Origin of the sequence: Pseudoalteromonas sp. CR1, from assembly GCF_019392235.1 — a bacterium.
Classification (GTDB): domain Bacteria; phylum Pseudomonadota; class Gammaproteobacteria; order Enterobacterales; family Alteromonadaceae; genus Pseudoalteromonas.
The window spans coordinates 41,719-67,184 of the sequence record NZ_JAHXRM010000017.1; the positions used below are offsets into that span (position 1 = coordinate 41,719).

Below are 25,466 nucleotides of genomic sequence, written 5' to 3' on the forward strand. Positions count from 1 at the left end.
TCTCCTTAATGCTCTTTTGCTTTAAAAAAGCGAAGTCGATTTGCATTTGACACTACAGTCAATGACGAAAACGCCATTGCAGCACCTGCAATTACAGGGCTAAGCAGAATGCCAAAGAAGGGATATAGAACCCCCGCAGCAAAAGGAATCCCGGCTACGTTATAGACAAACGCGCCAAACAAGTTTTGTTTGATATTTCGTAAAGTAGCTTTGCTTACCGCTATGGCATCAGCAAGGCCATGAAGTGAACCACGCATTAGGGTAATGTCAGCACTTTCGATAGCTACATCAGTCCCTGTGCCTATGGCGAAGCCAACATCGGCTAACGCTAGCGCAGGAGCATCGTTGATGCCATCTCCTGTCATACCAACAATTTCGCCGCCTTCTTGTAGCTCTTTCACCTTGTTGGCTTTATCTTCTGGCAGCACTTCAGCAAGAAACTCACTAATACCCACTTTTTTAGCTACGGCGGCAGCGGTTTCCTTGTTATCACCCGTTAACATGATGACGCGTATACCATTAGCCTGAAGCCGTTTGATAGCAGAGATTGAGTCTGACTTGATAGGATCTGCAACAGCAATGATTGCTGCAAGTTCACCATCTACAGCAAAGTACATAGGTGTTTTGGCTTCTTTGGCTAAAGACTGTGCTTGTTCAACAAAGCCTGTGAGGTCTATGCCTTTTAACTTCATTAGTTTATCGTTTCCGAAAAGCAGGGCTTTGTTGTTGCAGCTTGCTTCTACACCAAAACCCGTAATGGCGTTAAAGGCTTCAATTTTTAGTAACTCAATATCCTGATCTAACGCACTTTCAACAATCGCTTGCGCTAAAGGATGCTCTGAGCCGCTTTCTAAACTTGCTGCAAGCTGTAGTACGTCTTTTTCGTCAGTAGCTTTTGCTAAAATAATATCGGTTACCTTAGGTGCCCCTTCAGTAATAGTGCCCGTTTTATCTAAAATCATGGCAGTGATTTTAGAGGCGGTTTGCAGTGCCTCACCGTTGCGAATAAGCACTCCGGCTTCTGCTGCTTTTCCTACTCCCACCATGACAGACATGGGTGTTGCCAAGCCTAAAGCACACGGGCAGGCAATAATAAGCACAGTAGTTGCTGAAACGATGGCAAAAGCAATGGCTGGCTCAGGTCCAAAGTTAAGCCATGCTAGCGCACTTAACACAGAGGTGATCATCACGACAGGTACGAAAAAAGCTGAAATAACATCGGCCAAACGGCCAATCGGCGGTTTCGAATTTTGTGCTCGTTTCACCATATTGATGATCTGTGCAAGCGCCGTGTCTTTACCAACGCGTGTGGCTCTAAATAAAATCATGCCTGATTTGTTCAAAGTACCTGCGACAACCTCATCTTCTTCAGCTTTTTCAGCAGGCATAGGTTCGCCTGTCAGCATGGACTCATCAATAGAGGTGTGTCCTTCCAATACCACGCCATCGACGGGAATTTTTTCACCCGGTTTTACCTTCACAATATCGTTAAATAAAACCTGCTCAATACCTATCTGAACTTCTTTGTTGTCACGAACCACGGTTGCTGTTTTGGCTTGCAAGCCGATAAGACGTTTAATGGCCTCAGAGGTTTTACCTCTGGCTTTGATTTCTAATGCTAAACCTAAATCAATTAAGCCAATGATCATGGCGGTAGCTTCAAAATAAACATGCCGTGCCATCAATGGAACAGCGTCAGGTGCAAACACGACAACCATCGAATACAACCAAGCCGTGCCTGTTCCTAAAGCAATTAGGGTGTCCATATTGGCTGAATGATTTTTGAAGCTCTTCCATGCTCCTACATAGAAATGCTTGCCTGAAAAATACATAACACCAAAAGTTAAAATGCCTACAACCAACCAAGAAATTCGTTCAAGGTTTGTTTCAACCGTCATTTCTCCAACTACAATGCTGTAGATCATCAAAGGAACGCCGAGTGAAAGGGCAATAAACGTATCGCGCATTAGCTTTTTGTAATATGCAAAATCCGCAGCCTCTTTCTCATCAAGCGCATCTGTTGCTGAGCTATCATCAATTGGCTTCGCGTTATACCCCACTGACTCAACAGCTTTGATCAACTCTTTTGTTTTAGCTGTCCCATAAACTGTTACTGTCCTATCAGCAAAATTCATTTCCGCACTGACGACTCCAAGAGTTGCCTTCAACGCCCCTTCAATTTTGCCTACACAGCTAGCACACCCAGCACCTTCAATGATAAGCTGTTGGTTATGTGATACTTTCTCCAACGTATTCTCCTTACTTTTACACGAAGAGGATTGAGCTTTTGCCTGACAGCAACAGCCTGATTCAGTTTTTATATTTGTGTTAGTAGCCACCCTTTTTCCTCCTATGCTTTTTTAATTTGCTCAAAGTTTTCGATGAGATGACAAACCATGTTTGCAGTCGGTGCTTTGTCTTCCATTTCTTCCCATCGAGAAAGCGCAGAAGACATTTTTCCTCGAAGTGCCAACATTGCTTGAAACTGCTTTTCTGTTTCTTCAAGCCGCTCTTTGATCAGGCTTCTGACTAATGGGCACGCACTTTTACCATCTTCAGATTCATTAATAATTTCCTTGATATCTGCAACGGAAAAACCAAGGTTTCTGGCACTTAAAATGAATTTAAGTCTCGATACTTCTTTATTCGAGTATGACTTGTAGCCGTTCACTGACTTAGCAGGTTTTAACAATCCTAATCTGGTGTAATAGCGCACCGTATCAGCAGTCGTTCCAAGGCTTTTTGCCAGCTCCGCAACTTTCATATTCACTCCTCAGTTTTTTAGCTAAGTTTGTACTCTCATCTTCAGCTTAGACCTGTGTCTAAGACACAGGTCAAGTACTAATTCTAGTGAATAAGCTAAAAACTAATTTTTTGGTAAAAGAGAAATCTCGGTCAAAATCGACAGCATTAAGTACTGTAAATAGCAATAGTTTGAGCATGTTCATCATGCCTCCAAAAAATATTGTGCTAATTGTTCAAAACGGTTGGTAATTTAAACCAATCAGTAAATCGTTTTATTTTTGATGGGACTGGCGAAAAAAAGGCGCACTGATCCCGTGATTAGCCAATAATTGGTGGACGATAAAGTAAGAGATGGATACCAGATTTTGGTAGGGGTATACGCTGTAGAATTAGCTCAGAATGAATATTGCAAATACCTTCGTCTTGCGCTTCCACAAGATAGGCATTTAAATGAAAGCTTGTACAAAAACCGCCTTCACAACAAACACAATCACCAGCTTTACATTTTTCACAGTCTTCATCACCATGACGGTTTTTAGAATCTTGCGAATTTTCAGTGTGATAGTGACTATTGTCATTCATTGATTGATGATGCATATTTTTGCTTGGTTGTATAATATGCGTGTCGGAAGATCCATTTTGATGTTCTTCACAATTCATTGGTTTAGCAATAGCAAAGCCATGCTGCGTAAGCAACAGAGTAATTACCACTATTTTAAACCACTTGAAAAGTCCAAACATTTTAATTCCTTATTTATCACCTACAATATTAGCCACTTTATAAAAATAATTTTATGATCTTGATCAACCTTTGAACTAAAACCTAAACTTTTTACTTTTTACTTTTTACTTTTTACTTTTTACTTTTTACTTTTTACTTTTTTAAACAGCTTTAACTTCACAAGTATAAAAGGGGTGTCTAATTTATACTCATGAGATTGAAGCCAAGCATGAGCACCATTAAAAGAAATAAAAACCCTACGCTCATAACTAGGTATTGAGTAATGGATCATTTTTCCAATTGTTCAGCTTTAAGCGCAGTACTTTGCAACAATCGGTTCTATCCCGGGCACATCCAATTCCCGTTCATCAAAAGTGATAAAATGGCCTATTGTACGTCTTTCAATGGCGATGTTTTTTGCCTTGACTCTTTAACCTTAACCATTCGCCAACTTTACTTCTTAGCTGATATTCCACCTTGATAGGTATACACCAGACTGGCACCGATTGAAAACAAGAAGTAGCTTACTATTACTGCTCTTAGTTCTTTCCAAAAAAACTATTAGCTAGGCCTTTCCTAACATAACTAAAATGGTTTAAATCCCAAAAAACGAAAGCTACCATCAATATAGTTGCGGTAGCTCTCATCAAGTCAATATAGTATTTCTTCATATCAGAGCCAGAACTTGATACCTGCAACAAAAGCAGTATCACGAGTACTTTGCCCATTTAACTTCGCAAAGTCGGCTGTATTACCAAATTTATTTGTCCACTCAACGCCAACATAGGGAGCAAACTGGCGGGTAAACTCATAACGAACCCGAAAACCAATAGCACTGCTAGACAAGCCACTACCAAGGTTATTTTGGACGTCGTCCTTACCGTAAAGCGTCAACTCTGCTCGTGGTTGAACAATTAACTTTTGAGTAAGTAATAGCTCATACTCAGCTTCGATCGAAAATGCACTATTACCTTGCTCTCCTAAATACGCAGTCATATCAATTTCAAACCAGTAGGGGGCTAGACCTTGTAAACCAAAAGCTAGCCATTTGCGGTTTTCACCTTCGTTATTGTAATCAAGTCGAATACCGACTTGTGTATCCCAATAAGCAGATATTGCGTGGCCCCATAGAAAATCTGTTTGGTTCTCCTCTAAATTACCTTCGCTAAAATCTCCTTCAGTTTTGATGACTAATCTATCAAAAGTAGTGCCATACCATGCCTGAAAGTCAAAAACACCTGCGTTTGTTTGCTCATTATATTCAAGACGATCCCCTAGTAGCGCGTAAAATGAATGCTCATCTGCCAAAGTCAGTCGTTTGTCGCTACTGAGTGCATAAGGGCCTTCAGTCAAAGTTGTACCTGCTGCATAAGCATGGGGGTCTCTAGCATCTTTAGGTGCATCTCCACCTTGTGCTTGCATTTTAGAATCACCCATCTCAGTCATCTCATCTTTTGCAGATACAGATACAGATACAGATACACTTATAAGGGGCAAACCTATTAATAATAGTCTTAACGTATTGGTTAGTATTAATTTTTTCATGATACAACTACCTCTCTAAACATACCTGCATCCATGTGGAATAATAAATGGCAATGCCATGCCCAGCGACCTACGTCATGAGGTGTTGTTAAAAAACTAATTCTTTGCGCTGGTTGTACAGGGATAGTATGGCGACGAACCTGTACATCACCTTTTTCATTCTCCAAATCGCTCCACATACCATGCAGGTGCATGGGATGTGTCATCATTGTATCGTTTTGTAAAATAACTCTTAAACGTTGATTATGCTTCATGTGAACTGGCGTGCTTTTTCCAAATTCCAAGCCATCAAATGACCAGCTATAACGCTCCATGTTTCCAGTTAAATGTAATTCAATTTCAGCCTCTGGCTCTTGCTGGTTTGTAATTCCCTCAAGAGAATGTAAATCTGCAAGTGTTAAAACACGGCGTCCATTTTTACGTAAACCTATACCGGGATCATCAAGGTTTGTTCTAGGCATATCAACACGCATATCAACAGAAGCTCCATACTCTGTTTTTGCATGACGCACTTTAGTGCTAGCAACAGCTAATGGGTTTTTAGTCATTCCATGTTTACTATGATCCATTGCCATCGCTCCATGACCCATTGCACTATGATCCATTTTATTAGAATTCATGCCCGACATACCTGCCGTATCAGCCATTGTAGAATGCACACTATCATGGGTCATATTGCCCATCATATCTGTCATCGTTAACCACTCAACGGGGTCTAAAGAAGGTACTGGTGCATCAACGTTAGGTGCCATTGATAAAGTACCTTTAGCATAACCTGAGCGATCCATGCTTTGTGCAAAAATCGTATATGCATCATTTTTTGGCTCGACAAGTACATCATAAGTTTCACCGGGACCAAATCTAAATTCATCTACTGTCACAGGTTCAACATTTTGTCCATCAGCTTGTACAACTGTTAACTTCAGCTCAGGTATTCTTACATCAAAAAACGTATTGCTAGAACCGTTAATAAATCTAAGCCTAACCTTTTCGCCAGCTTTAAACATTCCACGCCAGTTTGTCAAAGGCGCACAACCATTCATTAAAAAAGTCATTGCAGATGCTGATAAGTCTGCAAGATCTGTAGGGTTCATTCTCATTTTATTCCACATTTCCCGGCGTTGTAGCGCATTTGAAACGCTGCTATTTGAAATGTCATCAAAAAACTCTGGAACAGTAGGTTGATTAAAGTTAAATACATCGCCCTGTACTTTTAACTTGCGAAACAAATCCATTGGGTCATCATCAGTCCAATCAGACAATTGGATGACATGCTCATTGTCAGCACTAATAATATCCTTTTCTCTTGGCTCAATAATTAATGCGCCGTACATACCTGTCATTTCTTGAAAGCCACTGTGTGAGTGATACCAATATGTGCCGCTTTGTTGCAGCTTAAATTTATAAACAAAGGTTTCACCCGGCATTATACCTTTAAAGCTAATACCCGGTACGCCATCCATTTGATACGGAAGAATGATCCCATGCCAATGAATTGAACTCGGCACTGATAATTTATTAGTTACCCTGATAGTAACGTCATCACCTTCTCTGAGGCGCAAGGTAGGAGCTGGTATTGAGCCATTGATTGTTGTAGCCATTCTTACAACACCTGTGAAGTTTACGGGTGACTCATCTATCACTAAATCTATTACTTCTCCACTTAGTTCGGGCGCAGTACCTGTTGAAGTTCCAGCAATCAAAGATGAAGCTGCATGAAGAACACTTGGAAAAGCAGCTAATACACCGCCAGCAATTACACCTTGTACAAAGCGTCTACGTGGCGTAGAAACTTGATGTAATGGACTTTTAATTCTCATTTTGTACTCCGTTATTTAACCAATAAATTAATGTGACCAATGAATGTGCTTAATCTTCCATTCACCATTTTGTTTTTCCAGCACTATCGTTTCCATGCCTTGATAATCGCGTTCAACACCTTTATGAGTACCTGTAGTTTGACTACGCGACGCAGAGATAGCGGTATTTCCAAGTATCGTCACTTGATGTTCAAGTGTGTCGCTCTTCATCGCTGCTAAATACTTCATATCCGACAACATATGATGATGAGCATATTCATCAGCGCTCCTTTCAACGCGGCCTCCCTCGAAAATGGTGACATCATCCGCTAACTGCGCTCTAGCCTGTTTTTGATTGCCAGTTTCAAGTGCTTGATGAAATGCCAAAACAACTTTTGCGGCAGGGGTATCTATACCTTTAAACAAACCTTTGTCTTTGTTCTTATCACCATGAGCGTTTGCTGCGAAACTAAACGTCATTAATAAAACGAGTAATATATTTATTGTTTTCATTTTCATTCTCTCTTTTAGGTTTTAATTTGCAGGGCCAACAACACTAGTAAGCCCAGCCGTTACAGATAAAATGGCAAAAGCTACTAGCATTTCTATCGAGATAGATTTAGATAAAGCCTCTCTGCCTTGACTATTTTTAAGTTGTGGAACGAGTATTAGTTTATGTTTAGCAGCAAGTGCCAAAATAGACACTACAAGGGCCAATTTAAACAACAGTGTTTGTCCGTAACTTGAGCTTATTAGTGCATCAAGACTTCCGACCAATTGAATCACGAGCCAGAGGCCTGCTACCAACAATAGGCTCACTGTAAAACTTGCTTGTTTGCCAAAGCTTTCCATCAGCAAATGAAGTTCTGCATAACTTAGCTGATGGCAAGCCTGTTTTAGTGGCAATAACGCCCCAAACCACCATGCCATAACGAGCACATGCAAAATAAGCAAGCCTTTTTCAATTGTGCCTAACTCAGAAATATGACCCAGTAACGTGAATGAGTATGCAAGGATTAATAAACTCAACATTAAAGCGCTTTGTTTTAAGTACGAGTTCACAGCGAGTTTGAACCTTAAAGCTAAAGCGATTATTGCGGTAACTAGCCCAAGCGCTCGAAGCAAAGCTCCAGTGCCGACAGAGGAGTCCCACATAATAGCCAATATATCAGCGTCTATCGCCCCCTGAATTCCCTCTTCTGCCATTGCACCAGTACTGGCAAAGAACCAAGTAATATTAGCGATCAAAGCCATAACTATATAAGTTCTTGTCCACGTTAAATTCGCTATTACAGTATTAGTATGAGATTCATTATTCTCAAATATTTGCCTGAAAAATGTATAACCAGCAATACAGGCAAAGCCGACGTAAAATACAATTTTTGACAGTACAATGACTGTATTCCAGATATACATTTCCATATCAATCACACCGCCTATTTTAGTGAACCATAAAGCCGAAGCTATGTTTCATTTTATGACCATCGTTACCTAAGAAGGTTACATCCACAGCATAGTTTGCAGGAGCTAATTTAGGTAGTTTCCATGTAAATTTGCTAGTAGCGACTTTAGAAGGCTCGAATCCAAATTTAAATTCTTCGCCTTGTTTATTGGCCAATGAAACTTTTACAACACGTACCTCTTTGGTGAACACCAAAGTTAACTCTTCTGGAGGATTCATTAGCATTGCATTATCAGCAGGCACACTTTTTTCAAGATGCACATGCGCAAATACCGCACTACTAAAAACGACACTGATTACGGTTAAAAATTTAATTAGTTTTTTCATATTTACCTCTATTTTAGTTTATTGAAATTGCTATTTATGGTTTCTTAACTTCGCTAAGCATTACTTTTTAGCTCCGCCTTAGAAAGCTCCTTGTTAAAGGCGTTTAATTCTGGCTTTTTAACGATTGAGTAAATTACTGGGAGCACAATAAGAGTGAGTAGCACAGCACTTGTCATTCCGCCTACCATAGGTGCAGCAATACGACTCATAATCTCCGAACCTGTTCCTGTACCATATAAAATGGGCATCAAGCCGATAATGATTGTTGCAACTGTCATCATTACTGGACGAACTCGTAAGGCTGCACCGTGCAATAATGCATCTTGATATGCATCATCAGAGATAGGTTCAGCTCGCTCTTCAGCTTTTTCCTTAAGCTCAGCAAGTGCCTGATTAAGATAGACCAACATTATCACACCAATCTCAACCGCTACCCCAGCTAGAGCAATAAAGCCCACGCCAACAGCCACAGAGAAGTTAAACCCTTCCAGATACATCAACCATAAGCCACCAATCATCGCCATCGGCAAGGTAACGATAATGATAGCCACCTCACTAAACGCTCTGAAGTTTAAGTAAAGTAGAATAACAATAATGGCGAGTGTTAAAGGCAATACATAGGTGAGCTTTTCTTTCGCTCTTTCCATATATTCGTATTGCCCAGCCCAAGTAATTGAATAACCTGCTGGTAGTTTTAGATTATTAGCCAAGTGTATTTTTGCACTTTCAACATAAGTACCTACGTCAACACCGTCTATATCGATAAACGTCCAGCCATTTAAACGAGCATTTTCACTCTTAATCCCCGGCGGACCGTTCTCAACTCGAATATCTGCGACATCACCTAGTGCAATGCGTTGACCACTTGGTGTTACAACAGGTAATCGTGATAGCTGCTCAGGAGAGTCTCGATAGTCTTGCGGATAGCGTAAGTTAACAGGGTAACGCTCTTGACCTTCTACCGTTTGGGTAACGTTCATACCACCAATAGCTGTAGAAACCACTTGTTGAACATCTTCGATGTTTAACCCAAAGCGACTTGCCTTATCGCGTGAAATATCAACCTTGATATATCGTCCACCTGCAACTCGCTCTGAGTAAACTGATGCTGTGCCTGTAACTTCGGGTAAAATTTGCTCTATTTGTTGGCCGATTTCCTGAATCACATCAAGCTCTGGTCCGGCGACTTTAATACCCACAGGCGTTTTTATGCCTGTTGCTAACATGTCGATTCGGGTCTTGATTGGCATAACCCAAGCATTCGTTAAGCCCGGAAACTTAACCAATTTATCAAACTCAGCTTTTAACGATTCAGTAGTCACACCCTCTCGCCACTGCTCTTGTGGCTTCAATTGAATAAAGGTTTCAATCATGGTTAAAGGTGCAGGATCGGTTGCAGTTTCAGCTCTTCCTACTTTACCAAATACAGTTTCAACTTCTGGCACAGTGCGAATAAGCTTGTCTGTTTGCTGCAATAACTCCCTTGCTTTACCAATTGAAATACCGGGATAGGTAGTAGGCATATACATGAGATCGCCTTCATCCAATGGCGGAATGAATTCACTACCAATTTTATCGACAGGCCAAAAGCCAACGATAGTCACTAATATTGCTGCTACTATTGTCGATTTTGGAAACTTCATGACTTGCTTTAAAACAGGCATGTAGATAGCAATCAATAATCGGTTTAACGGGTTTTTCTTTTCAGAAACAACTTTGCCTCGAATAAAGTAGCCCATCAAAACAGGCACCAATGTGATCGCCAAACCTGCTGATGCCGCCATTGCATAGGTTTTTGTATAGGCGAGCGGAGAGAACATTCTTCCTTCTTGCGCTTCCAAGATAAATACAGGTAAGAATGAGACTGTAATGATCAGTAAGCTAAAAAATAGTGCAGGGCCTACTTCACTCGCAGCCTTAGCAACAATTTGCCAGCGATTTTCATCTGTTAGTGGTGTTTTCTCCATATGCTTGTGCATATTTTCAATCATCACTATTGCACCATCAGTCATCGCACCAATCGCAATAGCGATACCGCCTAAAGACATAATGTTGGCATTGATGCCTTGCATATACATGATAATGAACGACACCAAGATACCTAATGGCAGAGTAACAACTGCCACAATAGATGAGCGAAGATGAAATAGGAAAGCCACACAGACAATAGCAACGACTGCAAGCTCCTCTAGCAACTTGCTCCAAAGATTATCAACAGCACGATCTATTAACTTCGATCTGTCATAAACAGGGACAATCTCCACCCCCTCTGGTAGAGAAGATTTAAGCGATTCAAGTTTTTCTTTTACCCCGTTTATGGTTTGTTGAGCGTTTTCACCAAAGCGCATAACGACAACACCACCAACAACTTCGCCTTCACCATTAAGCTCTGCGATACCACGGCGCATTTGAGGCCCTAAATTAACGGTAGCAACATCACCAATACGCAATGGCGTGCCTTGTTCGTTAATACCAAGTGGGATTTTCTCTATATCACTAACTGATTGAATATACCCCGTTGCGGTAACCATATATTCAGCTTCAGCCATTTCCACAACGGATGCGCCAGTTTCTTTGTTCCCTTTTTGTAAGGCTATTTGTATTAAACTTAGAGGAATATCGTAAGCTCTCAATTTATCAGGATCTACTTGCACTTGATACTGCTTAACCATACCACCAACGGCGGCAACTTCGGACACGCCCGGAACAGTTTGTAGTTCATACTTTAAGAACCAGTCTTGAATGCTTCTTAATTGGCTTAGATCATGGTTTCCAGACTTATCTGTTAAAGCGTAAATGTATACCCAACCCACACCTGTTGCATCAGGTCCTAATTGAGGTTTTGCCGAATCAGGCAGGCTTGATGCTACTTGGCTTAAGTATTCAAGTACTCTGCTTCTAGCCCAATACAAATCAGTATCGTCATCAAAAATAATGTAGACGTAGGAATCACCAAAAAATGAGTAACCACGAACAGTTTGCGCCCCCGGCACTGATAACATCGCTGTAGTAAGAGGAAATGTCACTTGATCCTGCACTACTTGTGGTGCCTGTCCCGGATAGCTCGTCTTAATTATCACCTGCACATCAGAAAGATCGGGGAGTGCATCTACTGGTGTTTTTTGTAATGAATACAAACCACCAAACGCGATAATTAAGGTAATCAACAAAACAAAGAAACGATTGCCGATAGACCATCTAATAATTGATTCAATCATTATTTTTCTCCCACTTAATGATTAGAATGATCAACAGCAGCTTTATTTTCCTTGCCGTGTTGTTCATCTGATTCAAGAGAAATGTCAGTGATAACTAAGTCATCTCTAACCTCAAAAGTGAAAGTGACATTATCACCGACATTGAAATCAACCATTTCTATATTGTCCGCGACGATAAAATCCATCGTCGCAGCAGGTCTATCCCATTTCTCTATTGGGCCTCTGCTAATATTTAGAATCCGTGTATCAATATCAATCGCATTAATCAAACCAGATACTGTTGCTGATGATACTTCAGGCTCACTCATGATATGAATTCCAGTAATTTCATATCCACCGTCTTCGGTTTTGCTCACTTCAAAGTGCAAAGATTGACCTGACTTTAATGAGTCAATATCGACTTTTTCAGCCACAGTAAAATCCATAACCATTTCAGGCCAATCCCAAGCTTCAGCAGGGCCATGTGAAATATTAACCATGCGGTGCCCTGCCATAACACTATTAACATCCCCTTGCATCCAAACAGAGTTAGGCACTTCATCATGAGTCATTCGTTTAAAGTCAGAGCTTTTACTTGATTCAGAATCAATCAAGAATTGGGCAGATGTCACCACAACGTCATCTTCATTTAAGCCGTCTAATATTTCGATGCTGTCGATATCAACCCGGCCAATAGTCACTTCAATAGATTTAAATTGCCCATCACCTAACGCAAGTACTACTCTGTCCTGTTTACCTGTTCTAATAACGGCTTCTTTAGGCACGAGGATGGTGCTATCAGCTTGATTAGCGTGAATAGAGACTTGTGCAAACATATTTGGTTTTAATTGATAGTCTGTGTTATCAAATTTCAATCTCACTCGGAGTGTGCGTGTTTTACTGTTCAATGTTGGATAAACATAATCAACGACACCAGCCCAGTCCTCACCGGGTAAATAATCCAGTGTCATTGATACAGGAAGTCCTTTTTTAATTAAGGCTGCGTCACGTTCAAACACTTCTGCTTCAACCCAAACTTGATCTAGCTGGCCAATGCTTAATAAGGTGTTTCCCGGCTTTACATAAAAACCTTCTCTAACCTTCAAACCATCGACAACACCTGCTTGTGGTGAATAAAAGGTAATTGTTTGCTGAACCTTTCGTGTTTGCTCTAATTCTTTAATAAAGTCTGCTGAAAGCTGTAACGCTTTTAGGCGATCTTTGGCTGCTGAAATTAAAGAACTATTGTTGCGCTTTAACGCTATTAACAGCTCTTCCTGAGCATTAACTAACTGAGGAGAATAGAGCGTATAAAGAGGCTGCCCTTTCTCTACAGGGTTACCTGCTGCTTTGATGTAAAGTTTATCAATCCAGCCATCAACCCGTGGGTGGATATGAATTAGCTTATCTTCATCATATTGAACGTAACCTACCGTTGAGATTTCAGTATGCATATTTTTCAGTTCAACAGGTGCAGTGCGAACCCCAAGGTTATTCACTACATGAGGCGCAATTTTTACTGCTCCGGGGCCAAAGTCATCACCAGATGATCCTTCCTCATACACAGGAATTAAATCCATCCCCATAGGCGACTTACCGGGCTTGTCCCGGCGGTAATTAGAATCCATCGGTGCAACCCAATACAGCGGTTGTTTCTCTGCTGATGTAGCTTCATCAGTATCACTGTTTGAGCCTGCACCTTGATATAAGCTCAATGCTCCTGCACCTAGTGCTGCCCCAATAATGACGGCAATAATTGTTTTCGTATTCGTTGACATTATTTTTCTCCAAATTGCTTATTGGATAAGTGCTGATTAGTTTTGTGCGAAGTGTGCAATGGCTTATGTTCAGCATTTGATTTAGATTGAGAATGCGCAAAGAAATAGTTGATGCGAGTAACTGTTTTAAGTGCATCAACATCAATTCTTAAAGCTGATATTCTGGTATTTAATTCGGCAATTCTTGCTCGAACAACTTCGGCAAAATCGCCATCATCATTGGTGTAAGCCGTCAAAGACGCTTCCGCTTGGTCATGAGTTTGTTTAAGGAGTTGTTCTTGATAGATAGATTGTCTATCAGATAAACGCTTAAGCTGTCTAAGCTCCTTTTCCACCGCACTGATCATTTGCTTTGTCAGCAATAGTTTCTCGGTTTTAACAGCCTCTGAATCTGCAATAGAAGCTGCAACTTGCTTATCTTGTCTGTTCTCGGTAAACAACGGTAAATCAAACGTTACACCAACAGAAAATAAATCAGCTCGGCTATCACCAGAAGGCATATTGTCACGATAGGCATAGCTCGCATTAACACCCCATTGCGGCTCATATTTCTGTTTAGCTAATTCAACACCTTTTTCTAAAGATTTGCGTTTTACATCAATTGCAAGTATGGCTGGATGATTAGCAAGAGCCTGAGCCAATAGATTTCTTGAGTAATTAGATGCTTTTAGGACTGTTGGATTATTCAATTGAATCGAAGGCAATTCTTTTGAGACGCTAAACTCTAGTGGTTGCGCGTCAAAGTTGAATGATTCATTCAATCGGTCAGCATCGTAAATATGAAGCCACTCATTAAGGCGAGCGATTGTCGTTTCTAGTTTCTGCTTTTGCGAAGTTAATCTGTCATCTAACTGCACTATTTCCAATTGAGCACGAATAACATCTTGCTGTCTAGTTTTACCAACAACGTTTGAATAGCTAGCTTTAGCCACTTCCGCCATCTGCTCAAAGAGAGACCAATCATCTTCAATCAATTTAATAGTTTTCTGGGCTAAGTAAGCATCTAACCAAAGTTGTGACACTTGGCTTTTCAACTTAGCTTTACGATCCTCTCGTAGCAGTGGAAATTTCGTGGACTCAATTTGTAACTGATCTTGCTTGATCTCTAGACTGTCGCCTCTCGGAAACATTTGAGAGACGCCAACCTTTAGCTGAGTCATTCCTTCCTGATCTAAATCCCAAGTATCTGTTGGTAAATTCATTATCCCTAGCGATACTTTCGGATCAGGCAAAGTACCTGAAGCAATACTTCTATTTTCAACTGCACTTTGTTTCAATCGGCTACCATGAAGCCAAGGATCATTTTGCTGAGCTAAGGTGATAGCTTGTTCAAGCGACACTACTTTCTCAGCTTGAGCTGAGAATACAGATAAGCCGAGTATTAATGCAGTTGAAAGTGAAGTAAGGTTTGAAGAGTTCAATTTCATTAGAATTGCTCCTCGTATGTCTTAACTTTTGCATAGACTTTGCTCGTTCCATCTTTAAATAGAATTAACACGTTGTATGGCATAAAGCGGTCATCGACTTCCATACCGGGAGAGCCAACTGGCATTGCTGGAACTGAAAGCCCAATCGCATTGGGATGTTCTTCTGATAAGAACTGCTGAATAAATTTAGCAGGTATATGACCTTCAAAGGCAAATCCATTTCTACTCACTGCCGTGTGGCATGAACGGTAATTAGGTTTGATACCATACTTAGTTTTGATGTTGCCGATGTTTCGGAAATCTTTGGAATGCGCAACGATCCCTTTGTCTTCAATATGAGTTATCCATTTTTTACAACACCCACAAGTAGGGGTTTTATAAACGATTAACTCCAAAGGTGTTACGTCGTTATTGTGTGCATGGTTATGTTCGTTGGCGTTTGCAAACGCAGGTGAAAGCAGCATTACTACTGCTATTTTTAAATACTTATTGATCATTTTTGCCCCCAGACATCGCTGGAAAATATCTATAGCGCTACGACGCTATATTGACTAACAGAAAAATTAATTACATGTGCGCGAAATTTGGACGCACTAATCCTGTATTAGGCAAAAATTGGTGGACGATAAAGGGAAGTGGAAATTGAATGAGGTTGTTTAGATTGCAGAGCAGCTACAGATTCACTGAATATTTGAATATCTGTCGAATCAATACTGGAATTTAGGACTGTCGTAGATGAGCAAGCATTTGCAGGACAAATACATTCAACGTCACAACAATCTTCTGATTGACCATTACTGCTTTTATTCATATCACCATGATCCATGTTCATGTTCATGTGTGATTCGTGAGAACCTGATGACATTTCGCAAGGCATAGCAGAATACGCAAATGCTTGCCCTACAAAGGCAACCAGCATAAGCGTCATTACTAAGACTTTTGAAAATGCTTTAGACATAAAATTCTCTTACAAATATACATCTCTAATACTAATGCAAATTTTTGACTAAGTCAATTGATGCTGTATAAACATTTATGAATATTTGCTGAGGGATCCCCTCGAATTTGACCATAGTATCAGCTCTTTTCCAGTTTGATGACACCCCAGTCAAACTCTGCGGCCCAGAGCGTGACTTGCCGTCTTGCCGCTTGTATCTCTTCTTCAGTTAAGCCCAGCTGGGCGGCCTTTGATAATCGCATTCCCAGGTAGTTAAATGAGAGTACTCGCCGATGTTTGATGCTGTTAGCCTGAAACTGCAAGTGCTTCCCGGCCAGCTCTGCCGCCAGCCCTATCATGTAATGCAACCAATTTGCCAGTGCCGCCAATAGCAACAGCACTTCCAATCGTTCGCGTTTATAAGTACGGTGGGCTTCGCTACCTAAGCCATAGGTCTGGCTTTTCTGGTCGCGGAAGCTCTCTTCTATTTGCATGCGTTTGCCGTAGCATTTGGCAATCTTCGTCGCGTAATCGAAGCAATTGGGCAAGGATGAGACCAACAACCACGGCTCTTTATATTGCTTGTGTTTGTCGGATTTTCGCAGCTTCCAACCGGTGCCCACCAGCACGGCTTGAGTGCGATATTGCTGGGCTTTGGTCAGCTTAACCTCACCCAAGACTTGGGGCGTAGGGCGTGCTTTTTTGTAGGCTTTGGCAACCGTGATATAGGCATCCTGGCCGGGTAGTTGCAGTGTCTGGTTGCCACGAACTCTGGCAATGTAATGCCAGCCGAGCTTACGTATTTGCTTAAACCACGGCACTTTAAAACCCGCATCGGTAATAATCACCGGCTTAAAGTCTGCCGGCAGTACCTGCTTTAACCGGTATAAAAACGCCCTGTGTACGTGTGGGCACGTATACTCGTCCATCGGCACAACAACTTGATGTAACGTCAGTGGGCGACCTTCCAGCGCCAGGCTGGCACGCAGGATAAAATGGCGCTTTTCGGTGTCGGCATTGCTCCAGTCCACTAAAATCAGCGGCTGTTTGCCCTGACGTAGCAAGCGGGTCATTTCGCCATAAATAAGCGGCGCCTCTGCTTGAAGCGCTTCATTTCTTAGCAAACGGTCAGCTCGTTTGATGCCGTGTTTTTATGACGTTTCACTGTCAAAATTACGGCCGATAGCCGTTACCGTGCATTGGCCATTCTGCATCAAGCTTTGTACTGCCGCCCCCACAGCTAAAAATCGGGCTTTGTGCATACATTTGGGGGTGACAAATGAGAGGAAATCGGCGAGCATTGTTTTTACATTCATGGCAGCATTCATGGTTAGGTGTTTTTGGCGAAAGATCAGATCGGGAACTGCCATGAATGTTCCCTTCGCCTCTAACTATTTGTTTTATCTACGCCATTCGTGGGGATTCGTCAGCTATATTGCTTTAATTAAACTTACAAATACTTTTAGGTACATCTGATATTTGTGCAAGCTATAAATTCGTTGCTCACCATTGACTAGAAGTGTCCGCTTTTGGCACTCTCCAGCCACTCGACAACATAATAATTGGTAAAGTATTTTACTGTGTCTGATGGCGCTTAGCTTATCCGACCTACTCTGGCACTAACTGAAAATACTTTTACTCTAAATTAAAATTGAAGCTCTAATCAAAAATATCAATTTTTGTGCCCTGTTTTACTTCAAATTGTAGTTATTCTCAAGCTGTGGCTCAAAATCATCTGAAATGATGGTACCCACAAGCCCACACTTGATATCTAATATTTCATAATTTATACGTTGATGTTTGTCGAATCAAAATATTTTAACTAGCTTAAAGGCAGACTGGTCAAAAACTTAAATACTTATAAAACTAAAAAAGCGCCCTGATTAACTCGGAGCGCTTTGTGTTTAGGACAAATAAACAGGTTTTATACAAATTTAAATAACAAATATTTGAGCGCTATCTTCATACTACGCTTATTGCTTTGGCAATATTGCTCATAGTTAATTATGCCAATAGCCATTTTGCTACAGAATAAAGTGAGCGAAATAAACCACGCAAAATTTTGAGTTGATTGATATTGAAAAAATAGTATAGCTGAGCCAATGAATGCAATAGTCGAATAGACGACTTCTATTCGATATTGATTAATAGTTTTCAATATTTTGTGCATTAAAAACCATCATCAAACGAGTCAAATGCATCAAAACAGTCATCATTGTTTGAATCGGCTATCGAATCTTCAATCTCATAAACAGTCATTACCCTGTCTGGCTGGCCCACTACATTGCCGCCAACATCTACAATATTAGCGCTCGCATTTGTGATAGGTAATCCTGTTGTTGGATTAATCGCGATATCAGTAGCGTCATTATTTTTCATTTTTTAAACCTTCTTAATTATTAATTTATGCTTTCAAATTTAATGATTTCGTGATAAAAAACAAACTTGTTTGACTGCGCAGCTCAGCAACAAAAAGTTTGAATTAAGTAATTAGCCCTTCCCTTATTCCACCTAATTTTATTAAGTAAAAACCCCTTTATTCTTTATCTAAAAAGTTCATTAATAAGTGCAATTTGAAGGCGGTTTTTGTCTGAAAGACGCTCTTAAAACGCATTTTTCGGCACGACAAACTGCAAAAATAGCGCCTCAGAATGAGGCCAACAAGCGCGTAATGTGGTGTAGGCGAAGCCGTAGACACATGGAGACAGCGCGAATGTACAGGCTGGTCTGTACTAACCGCGATAGTGTTTCGCATAAGCGAAATTCGATATCAATTTGGCACAAATTGATATCGAACCATAATTTTCGTCAGAAAATAAAAGCAGATGAAAAATGCAAATTATGGGGGACCCATTGCATTGTCAGGCGCGGCAGTATGGCGGTTAGTACAGAGCGTAGCTCGGTGCATTCGCGCGGGGTCTATAACGCTAGCGCGATAGCGCGTTGAGCCAGCTCGTTGCGGAGCAACAACCAGAGCTGGCGGGCGTTTTAGGCCCTATGGTTGAGTAGCGCAGCGACGAGGCCATCCGCTGAAAGCGGCTTTTGTTGCGATTATTATCGCGACAATGATTCCGTGCCTGCTGTCAAAGCATCTCGGAATGAAAAACGGCAATATAATTATAAAAAGATGATAATTTTTGTGTTGCGGTACTAGTTAATTTTACTAATTAACTCACTAAAAGGATTTTGTGAATTGACTCAGCAACCATCAAAAAATTTAGAAACGAACAACCCACTTCATACTCTCTACCCTCGTTTTTTTGATATTGATATGCGGTATTGTGCAGGCGCAAATAATCATCAAAAAGGCGTTAATAGAGTCAAGCTTTCGGTGCTTATTGCAATTCGGTTTTCTATTGTTACACCAGGCATTGTGCGTTGGCTCTACGGCATTAATCATCGCCTCGCGTTGGAACACCTAAACAGGCTAGAAAAAGATGGTTTTTTGCGGGTGGTAAAAACACACCGCAGTCCAGACGGTCGAGTCTATGTACCCACGTATACTGCAGCTAAATTTGCCGAGGAATTAATGGGCATCGATGTGTATTTTAGGAGTAATAAAAACCCTGCTCTGCAGTTCAATCAAAATAATGTAGTACATAATCTTATAAACGCATTTGTCATGTTGCGCGGTGTACATAATTATCACAGTGATGAAACGTACACCCCAATGTGGAGTGGATTCATTACCGAGCCTGAATTTAAACGTATTAATAACCTATCTGATACACGAACAGTGGATGGTGCTGTGCGACTCATAGATGGCTCTGTTGCAGCAATTGAAATTGAGCATTCATTTAAAAATAAAACGGCACGGCAGGCTATTTTACTAAAATATTTGGCCTCGTTAAGAAGTCGCGATTACAGTAAGATTTTTTTGTTCTCTCAGTCGCTCAAAATTTTTGATGACATTAAACGACTCCACGAACAGTTATTTGAGGAGATGCCACAGCGTTTTGATAAAAAAACGCGAGCACCACTTCTCAGTGAAAGTGATGCTGAGCTGCTGCGTGCCTCAATAATATACCGAACTAAATTGTGTGAAGAAATTAATGAAATGTTTTACTCGTAATGCAGTAGTATAAACATTAAGGCTTTATGGTTTTTTTGTTCAATTGTTTAGAGTAAAAAATCTTAGTTTCATCGTCACCAAGGATTTTTGCATACGTTATACAGCGCCTTATATCGATTTTTGCCAACCTAAAAGCAGGGTTTTGATTCTGTTTTAACAACTCATAAGTCCTTAATAGCTCGAGATTTGCACGAGCCCACTCGCCCTCTTTAGCTGACCCTTTTTTAACTTTAGGGCGGCGAAATAGATGCGGCCTGGCTATATGTTCACTTTTACTAGGGCATTGGGTGAAGTACGCAAACTCAATCGCAGTAATACAATTGCCCATTTTTTGGGGCTTAAACGTTACGCATATATCTGTGTGGGCATTGATTTTTTCAATAGCAGGTATGAGTACGCGAGCCTTAAAATCCCGCCATGCTCCGTATGATTCGGATAAAAACAACTTCTTTTTCATCTCTGGTAATTGAAAATTCACAACTACCGCACCCCGTCGTTTGTAATTGTGGTAATTTCGCACCCGATTAAGGAGTGCGTACAATCGAAATGATGCCAGACTGTTTAATTTTACTGTGTTATGAAAAAATAACTCTGTGAAATCACCCTCAATATTAAAAATATACGGCTCGATGGCTTCTGAAAACTCAAGTGTAATGAAAGACCCTTGATTTTTCACCTTTTCGTATGTAGCGCTACTCATCCAAGGAATTGAAAGCGACTGCCCGCTATCGTCTAAAATGCTTACAGATTTATCTCTGAGTGACTCTGCGGCAGAACTCAGCTGCTCATAAACGCTGTGCTTACTCAGACCGAAACACTTGGCATATTCCGTTGGATAAATCAGAATTTTTCCTGGGTTAGACTTTTTGGAATTAATTTTAGACAACGCTAGATTTATTAATCGCTGCTCATTAATATCGAGTGAATAACCCGCATGCAACAGCTTATTAGCGAAAACAATTTTTGGAGAATTTTTACTGCTCATCTCTCTACCTCATTTTTAATTGATGGTGTTATGCTAAACGCGACCCAACCAATAAAAGAAATTTCGGTAAGTTTTTTGGTAAATAAAATTTTTATTTATTCACGGTAAAAGTGCCCCCCTAAACCGTATAAATTGCCTACTCATTTCGTATAAAGTGCCACAAAAAACATATAAATTGCCCACCAAACACTTAAATATTTCATTTCATTACACAAGCTTATGACTCTCTAAAAGTATTAAAATAGAAAAAGATAAAATAAAGACACATTTGCCACTTTTATTTTTTATTAATTAATTTCTGACGGTTAAAAAATAAATTAATTATTTTTTATTTTTTTACCCCGCCACTATCATTTGTAATAAAACTACTGAGTGAACTGACTTACTGAAATACGCAAAAGGGAGATAGATGTAAATCTACCTCCCTTTTGCATTTGACCTATGCGCCTTGCCAAACATTATTACAATGACCTCGCTTTTGGGACATCGTAACGAAACCCTGTATTTGCGCAGGACCTCCTCCCAGGTTTGATACTCAGTAACTGAGTAAAATGCCCTATTAAACGCTATTGCAGTTAGGGCAGCGAATCAGCAAATAATGATTCATGGCATATTTTGGGAGACATGATTAGGCTGTATTTTGATTTTGAAAATAACTATTATGACCTCAGTTTCAATCGCTAATTATTTCCAACTTGACCCTAAGAAAAAACATCATCCTCGAAGTCACACGGCAGCTCCACACGCTCTATTGGGTCGCTAATGAGGCTGTGCATGAGCTCATAAGTGAGTTTTCGCATAGCGTACTGATTTAGCTCTTTATTCGCTGTAATTTCAGAGCCAATAACCTCCCACAGCTCATCTAAATTCGCATTATCACTGCGTAATTCTAATAAGTTAATCTGGTGGTCATTCGCGGTGATTACCCGACTAAATGTGTGTAATAAATTTAAAAAATCCAATGTTGATACGTATGCATGTTTCATGTGTTCACTATCCTTGTGTGGTTTGTTATCAAAATCGATAACTCATTATTAGGTAATAATCAGGCATGGGTATTTAAATCGGTTTACGAAAAAAAATATCATAAAAAAAGCGAACAAATGTTCGCTTAGGGGGGTTATGCATTGTCGATAATATCGACCCAATCACTCTCTGCTGCTACAAAAAATGTAGTTGGCGTTTGCATAAATATTTGCTGAAACTCCTCAGAGAAGAGCTCACAAAACTGTGTTATTTGCTCTATGTGGATAAGTAAAAAAAGCGTCATGTCTTGTCCTTCTAAATATCTATTCTCAAAACTTGGATTTTTTTCCAACATACTATTTGAAATACTAATGCCAAGTATTTTTCCAACGCTATCTCTATGTAAATAGATGTAATTATTGAAATTTAACTCTAATGTTTGTTCATTAACTACATCTGCTAACAATAAAATTGTAGAGCAGTCATCCCACGGAGATCTACTGGCTCGAACGTATTGGCGAATAAATTGAGATTTAATATTTTTCATGATTTGTCCTCGTTAATTGTCCTGAAATTAACTAGGGCCATGCGATGGGTAAAAATAGAAAATCACGTTTATGTAGGCTAAATTTGCAAAAAGAATAAAAATCATTAAGGTTAAAAAAGTTCCTAACTTTGAGGTAGAACAATATGACTGATTATATTTGGCTATTACCTGCGACCATACTAACAATAGTTTTAGTCAAGCTTATTAAAAAGTCCAGAAAGTAAACCTACACTTTAAGTGCATAAATAATTCAGTGTGAAAAATAACTTAAGCCTACCTATTGATAATAAAAATATTGAACAATTAATGAACCAACCCTAACGATCGCTTAAAAAAAACACAAATAAAATTACTTTATCCTCCATTTATCTAAAAAAAATTAAATAAAATTTTGTATATTTTTCTGAATTTTAATCAAGATGAAACGTAAATCTCCATTTGGCGGAGGTATTCAGAAGTTCATCAAAAAAATCACTAAACTTTTGAAATTTATTGAAATTAGTTATCATAGTACTATTAGTTTGATTAATTAAAACTTCAAGCTAACCAATTCTTTTTTTAATAAATTAAAGGTTTCTATGCAAATTATTTTTTCTAATAATGATGGACTTCAAATGCAAAAAGGATTTGCGCTAGCGATAATTACCAATCAAGGTAAGATTATTCAGTCAGGAATGGTTGTTGAGTCAATGGTCTTTGAAGCCATGTTGGCCCACACTATTGAAACCTTTTGTTCTAAGTTTACAAGTATTGACCCTAATTATTTTAAAGAACCTCAATAGCTAAGCCCTTTAGCTAAGTAATATTAAGTATGGCCTGTTGCAAGGTTAAACTTGCAACTGACCTCTTCGTAATTACGTCAAAAGTCATAACCACTAACTAGCTCACCAGTATGTTTATGCAGACGTAACAAACGCCTCTTATCATTATGAAATTCAAGTAAAAGCTCACAGTAATCAGCATTTGAGGTACCTAACAGACGCTCAAATACATTATTGAGGCCACCTTTATCGCCGCTAAATGTATTTAATTGTAAACTGATGCTTTTAAAAGTGTCTTTAACTAGTTGACGAATAGCTAGACGTTCGTCGTTGGAAAGTTTTATAAGGTTTTTAGTAATTGATAACCACCGATCAGTTACTTCATCACGAAATGAGTTATCAATTCTAGCTAACTTATTTTTACTAATACTAATCTGCGACTCAACATCACGTGCCTCAGACTCAAGTTTGGATATTTTGTTAGCAATGGCCTGTGGCGGAGTTCCATTTAAAGTCAGAAGAGCCTCAGTAAATAAATCTATATCACCATTAATTTTAACTAAACGCGCCCTAAGATTAGCCTCTTGGCTGTTAATGGCCTCCCTATCTCCACCTTTTAACAAAATACGCTGTAGGTTAACCTTATCTTGGCAAAAAGTGACAACTGCTTTTTCTATCACATCAATTTGGACGGTTGAATTCATTTCACAGTTATTTTTTCGCCGTGCTTCAACACAGCCATATCGTTTATGGCTGCTTTTTACTTCATTCAAACATTTGTTTCGATAAACAACATGTGAACCTACAGACTTTCCGCAATTGCCGCATTTAAATACACCTACCCCAGATAAAATACCAACAAACTTCTGTGATTGTTTAGTAGCGCCACGCTTAGATGAATCAGCGACTAAAAAGTTAAATTCAGATTCACTCATCAGCGGAGGATAATAACCTTTAAGGCCATACTCTGCATTCCCTACTTTTACATTGAGCTCACCAATAAGTGAACGACGCTTAACCTCTTTATATACATTGGCACCAGTATGATGAATAGTGCCTGCACCAAACTCACTATTAATTAACATTGCTATTTTTATGCCGCCATATCCTTTTTTAAAAAGCTCTATTTTGCGGAGCATAATTTTTTTATGATGTGGCTCAAATTCAAATATTTTTTTATCATCATTCCACACAGTCCAACTAGGCGGCTTACCACAATTTACTCTGAATCCACGCTTGCCCGCACTCCAATCATCACACTGCTGTTTCAATACATCTCGTACACGTTGAGATTTGGTTTCACTCTCTTCATTTGCTCGCATGAAGATCATCAACATGGCAAGTAACTCAAACGGGTTTTCATCAATAAGTTGGCTGTTATATTCTTTGTTGTCTATTGCGGTTATTACTGTAATACCAGCATTGATTATCTGAGTTACAATACTTGCGCATTCTGAGACCTTCCTTCTTGACATTCTATCTAGACTTTCAATAAGCAAAACTGAGCCTGAAGGGATATTACCGTCCTCTATCGCTTTTAAAAATACTCCAAATGCACCTTTTTTAATATTATTTCCATGATATGCACTAAGGCCTAGATCTCTCATTGTAAGAGACTCATCCAATAATAATCCTCTTTCCTTAGCTACTTTATTTGCATAATCTAATTGCCTTTTAAGGGAATGTCCCTTGGCTTGCTCTTGAGTAGAAAATCTCACATAGCTGAACAACAAAGGTTTTTCTGACATAGGGCTTTTCAAATCGTTAGTTATCTATTATGAAAGGACTGTATCACAATCTAGTTTAATTATACATTGTCTGGCCAACAATAGCGGTGGACACGCACATCGACCGCGTATCAAACCGCACTAAATTTGCCATGGGTAAAAACGTGGTTGAGGTTGAGAGAAAACTCGAAAAAGTAGTACCTGCCGAGTTCAAAGTAGATGTACACCACTGGTTGATTCTTCATGGCCGCTACGTGTGTACCGCCCGTAAACCTAAATGTGGTAGTTGTATTATCGAAGACTTGTGTGAGTTTAAAGATAAAACTGACTAGCCTAGAGCAAATAATATTAATCAATAAAAACAAATAACCAGAATAAAATTTTGCATTCATCACAGCCATTGAAATTTTGCTATTGAACCTTCTATGATACACGCTTACAGTCAGTGGTGAGCGTTATGGCTTTCAATT

General features: G+C 39.7%; 20 protein-coding genes and 2 pseudogenes. 3 read left to right on the top strand and 19 right to left on the bottom strand.

Annotated elements, in window-relative coordinates:
• Positions 1 to 5 precede the first annotated feature (5 nt).
• The 15 genes and pseudogenes from KZZ04_RS14700 to KZZ04_RS14770 form a co-directional block, all read right to left on the bottom strand.
• Positions 6 to 2,249 carry a heavy metal translocating P-type ATPase gene (locus tag KZZ04_RS14700; RefSeq protein ID WP_008467856.1) on the bottom strand — a complete coding sequence of 748 codons (2,244 nt, stop codon included), beginning with the start codon at positions 2,247 to 2,249 and terminating at the stop codon, positions 6 to 8.
• 101 nt (positions 2,250 to 2,350) lie between these two features.
• Positions 2,351 to 2,764, bottom strand: coding sequence for a MerR family transcriptional regulator (locus KZZ04_RS14705; RefSeq protein ID WP_008467855.1), 414 nt, complete (start codon positions 2,762 to 2,764; stop codon positions 2,351 to 2,353).
• 299 nt (positions 2,765 to 3,063) lie between these two features.
• Positions 3,064 to 3,486, bottom strand: a complete 423-nt coding sequence (locus KZZ04_RS14710) for a hypothetical protein (RefSeq protein ID WP_010558026.1) — start codon at positions 3,484 to 3,486, stop codon at positions 3,064 to 3,066.
• A gap of 652 nt (positions 3,487 to 4,138) precedes the next feature.
• A complete protein-coding gene (locus KZZ04_RS14715) occupies positions 4,139 to 5,011 on the bottom strand; it encodes a copper resistance protein B (protein WP_021032426.1) in 873 nt (290 codons plus the stop codon).
• Complete coding sequence (locus tag KZZ04_RS14720; protein ID WP_010558029.1) at positions 5,008 to 6,831, bottom strand: copper resistance system multicopper oxidase; 1,824 nt, start codon at positions 6,829 to 6,831, stop codon at positions 5,008 to 5,010. The genes KZZ04_RS14715 and KZZ04_RS14720 overlap by 4 nt, the downstream gene beginning before the upstream one ends.
• Before the next feature lie 27 nt (positions 6,832 to 6,858).
• Positions 6,859 to 7,329 (bottom strand): nuclear transport factor 2 family protein, encoded by a 471-nt coding sequence (locus KZZ04_RS14725; RefSeq protein ID WP_021032425.1) that lies wholly within the window; start codon positions 7,327 to 7,329, stop codon positions 6,859 to 6,861.
• 15 nt (positions 7,330 to 7,344) lie between these two features.
• Positions 7,345 to 8,232: a copper resistance D family protein gene (locus tag KZZ04_RS14730; RefSeq protein WP_010558031.1), complete on the bottom strand. Its 888-nt coding sequence runs from the start codon at positions 8,230 to 8,232 to the stop codon at positions 7,345 to 7,347.
• Positions 8,233 to 8,251: 19 nt separating this feature from the next.
• Complete coding sequence (locus KZZ04_RS14735; RefSeq protein WP_010558032.1) at positions 8,252 to 8,599, bottom strand: copper resistance CopC family protein; 348 nt, start codon at positions 8,597 to 8,599, stop codon at positions 8,252 to 8,254.
• Positions 8,600 to 8,652: 53 nt separating this feature from the next.
• Positions 8,653 to 11,817 (bottom strand): efflux RND transporter permease subunit, encoded by a 3,165-nt coding sequence (locus KZZ04_RS14740; protein WP_010558033.1) that lies wholly within the window; start codon positions 11,815 to 11,817, stop codon positions 8,653 to 8,655.
• A gap of 14 nt (positions 11,818 to 11,831) precedes the next feature.
• Positions 11,832 to 13,574, bottom strand: a complete 1,743-nt coding sequence (locus tag KZZ04_RS14745; RefSeq protein ID WP_219423043.1) for an efflux RND transporter periplasmic adaptor subunit — start codon at positions 13,572 to 13,574, stop codon at positions 11,832 to 11,834.
• On the bottom strand, positions 13,574 to 15,001 hold the full coding sequence (locus KZZ04_RS14750; RefSeq protein WP_058405788.1) for a TolC family protein: 1,428 nt from the start codon (positions 14,999 to 15,001) through the stop codon (positions 13,574 to 13,576). Before KZZ04_RS14750 ends, KZZ04_RS14745 begins: the two co-directional genes overlap by 1 nt.
• Positions 15,001 to 15,498 carry a DUF411 domain-containing protein gene (locus KZZ04_RS14755; RefSeq protein WP_004589252.1) on the bottom strand — a complete coding sequence of 166 codons (498 nt, stop codon included), beginning with the start codon at positions 15,496 to 15,498 and terminating at the stop codon, positions 15,001 to 15,003. Before KZZ04_RS14755 ends, KZZ04_RS14750 begins: the two co-directional genes overlap by 1 nt.
• Before the next feature lie 107 nt (positions 15,499 to 15,605).
• Positions 15,606 to 15,959, bottom strand: coding sequence for a hypothetical protein (locus KZZ04_RS14760; protein ID WP_130049672.1), 354 nt, complete (start codon positions 15,957 to 15,959; stop codon positions 15,606 to 15,608).
• 119 nt (positions 15,960 to 16,078) lie between these two features.
• Positions 16,079 to 17,254: pseudogene (locus tag KZZ04_RS14765) on the bottom strand (IS4 family transposase).
• 853 nt (positions 17,255 to 18,107) lie between these two features.
• Positions 18,108 to 18,317, bottom strand: coding sequence for a hypothetical protein (locus KZZ04_RS14770; protein ID WP_219423044.1), 210 nt, complete (start codon positions 18,315 to 18,317; stop codon positions 18,108 to 18,110).
• Between the two features lie 814 nt (positions 18,318 to 19,131).
• Here KZZ04_RS14770 and KZZ04_RS14775 point away from each other — a divergent pair.
• Positions 19,132 to 20,010 carry a hypothetical protein gene (locus tag KZZ04_RS14775; protein ID WP_219423045.1) on the top strand — a complete coding sequence of 293 codons (879 nt, stop codon included), beginning with the start codon at positions 19,132 to 19,134 and terminating at the stop codon, positions 20,008 to 20,010.
• Between the two features lie 16 nt (positions 20,011 to 20,026).
• Here KZZ04_RS14775 and KZZ04_RS14780 read toward each other — a convergent pair whose 3' ends face one another.
• The 3 genes from KZZ04_RS14780 to KZZ04_RS14790 all read right to left on the bottom strand — a co-directional run bounded on the left by KZZ04_RS14780 (position 20,027) and on the right by KZZ04_RS14790 (position 22,508).
• A complete protein-coding gene (locus tag KZZ04_RS14780; RefSeq protein ID WP_219423046.1) occupies positions 20,027 to 20,995 on the bottom strand; it encodes a replication initiation protein in 969 nt (322 codons plus the stop codon).
• 701 nt (positions 20,996 to 21,696) lie between these two features.
• On the bottom strand, positions 21,697 to 21,981 hold the full coding sequence (locus KZZ04_RS14785) for a hypothetical protein (protein WP_219423047.1): 285 nt from the start codon (positions 21,979 to 21,981) through the stop codon (positions 21,697 to 21,699).
• Positions 21,982 to 22,115: 134 nt separating this feature from the next.
• Positions 22,116 to 22,508, bottom strand: coding sequence for a hypothetical protein (locus KZZ04_RS14790; protein WP_219423048.1), 393 nt, complete (start codon positions 22,506 to 22,508; stop codon positions 22,116 to 22,118).
• Positions 22,509 to 23,086: 578 nt separating this feature from the next.
• On the opposite strand from KZZ04_RS14790, the gene KZZ04_RS14795 reads away from it, so the two are divergent.
• A complete protein-coding gene (locus KZZ04_RS14795) occupies positions 23,087 to 23,290 on the top strand; it encodes a hypothetical protein (RefSeq protein ID WP_004589242.1) in 204 nt (67 codons plus the stop codon).
• Between the two features lie 77 nt (positions 23,291 to 23,367).
• On the opposite strand, the gene KZZ04_RS14800 is transcribed toward KZZ04_RS14795, so the two are convergent.
• Positions 23,368 to 25,017 carry a recombinase family protein gene (locus KZZ04_RS14800; protein WP_219423049.1) on the bottom strand — a complete coding sequence of 550 codons (1,650 nt, stop codon included), beginning with the start codon at positions 25,015 to 25,017 and terminating at the stop codon, positions 23,368 to 23,370.
• Between the two features lie 71 nt (positions 25,018 to 25,088).
• Here KZZ04_RS14800 and KZZ04_RS14805 point away from each other — a divergent pair.
• Positions 25,089 to 25,328: pseudogene (locus KZZ04_RS14805) on the top strand (endonuclease III); the annotation flags it as partial.
• Between the last annotated feature and the right edge of the window lie 138 nt (positions 25,329 to 25,466).

What these genes read in the sequence shown, in the direction of transcription:
- KZZ04_RS14795 (WP_004589242.1), top strand. Translation starts at nt 23,087, where the DNA reads ATGCAAATTATTTTTTCTAATAATGATGGACTTCAAATGCAAAAAGGA.
- KZZ04_RS14790 (WP_219423048.1), bottom strand. Translation starts at nt 22,508, where the DNA reads ATGAAAAATATTAAATCTCAATTTATTCGCCAATACGTTCGAGCCAGT.
- KZZ04_RS14745 (WP_219423043.1), bottom strand. Translation starts at nt 13,574, where the DNA reads ATGTCAACGAATACGAAAACAATTATTGCCGTCATTATTGGGGCAGCA.
- KZZ04_RS14785 (WP_219423047.1), bottom strand. Translation starts at nt 21,981, where the DNA reads ATGAAACATGCATACGTATCAACATTGGATTTTTTAAATTTATTACAC.
- KZZ04_RS14800 (WP_219423049.1), bottom strand. Translation starts at nt 25,017, where the DNA reads ATGTCAGAAAAACCTTTGTTGTTCAGCTATGTGAGATTTTCTACTCAA.
- KZZ04_RS14705 (WP_008467855.1), bottom strand. Translation starts at nt 2,764, where the DNA reads ATGAAAGTTGCGGAGCTGGCAAAAAGCCTTGGAACGACTGCTGATACG.
- KZZ04_RS14725 (WP_021032425.1), bottom strand. Translation starts at nt 7,329, where the DNA reads ATGAAAATGAAAACAATAAATATATTACTCGTTTTATTAATGACGTTT.
- KZZ04_RS14730 (WP_010558031.1), bottom strand. Translation starts at nt 8,232, where the DNA reads ATGGAAATGTATATCTGGAATACAGTCATTGTACTGTCAAAAATTGTA.
- KZZ04_RS14750 (WP_058405788.1), bottom strand. Translation starts at nt 15,001, where the DNA reads ATGAAATTGAACTCTTCAAACCTTACTTCACTTTCAACTGCATTAATA.
- KZZ04_RS14740 (WP_010558033.1), bottom strand. Translation starts at nt 11,817, where the DNA reads ATGATTGAATCAATTATTAGATGGTCTATCGGCAATCGTTTCTTTGTT.
- KZZ04_RS14715 (WP_021032426.1), bottom strand. Translation starts at nt 5,011, where the DNA reads ATGAAAAAATTAATACTAACCAATACGTTAAGACTATTATTAATAGGT.
- KZZ04_RS14735 (WP_010558032.1), bottom strand. Translation starts at nt 8,599, where the DNA reads ATGAAAAAACTAATTAAATTTTTAACCGTAATCAGTGTCGTTTTTAGT.
- KZZ04_RS14755 (WP_004589252.1), bottom strand. Translation starts at nt 15,498, where the DNA reads ATGATCAATAAGTATTTAAAAATAGCAGTAGTAATGCTGCTTTCACCT.
- KZZ04_RS14710 (WP_010558026.1), bottom strand. Translation starts at nt 3,486, where the DNA reads ATGTTTGGACTTTTCAAGTGGTTTAAAATAGTGGTAATTACTCTGTTG.
- KZZ04_RS14780 (WP_219423046.1), bottom strand. Translation starts at nt 20,995, where the DNA reads ATGAGCAGTAAAAATTCTCCAAAAATTGTTTTCGCTAATAAGCTGTTG.
- KZZ04_RS14770 (WP_219423044.1), bottom strand. Translation starts at nt 18,317, where the DNA reads ATGAAAAATAATGACGCTACTGATATCGCGATTAATCCAACAACAGGA.
- KZZ04_RS14720 (WP_010558029.1), bottom strand. Translation starts at nt 6,831, where the DNA reads ATGAGAATTAAAAGTCCATTACATCAAGTTTCTACGCCACGTAGACGC.
- KZZ04_RS14760 (WP_130049672.1), bottom strand. Translation starts at nt 15,959, where the DNA reads ATGTCTAAAGCATTTTCAAAAGTCTTAGTAATGACGCTTATGCTGGTT.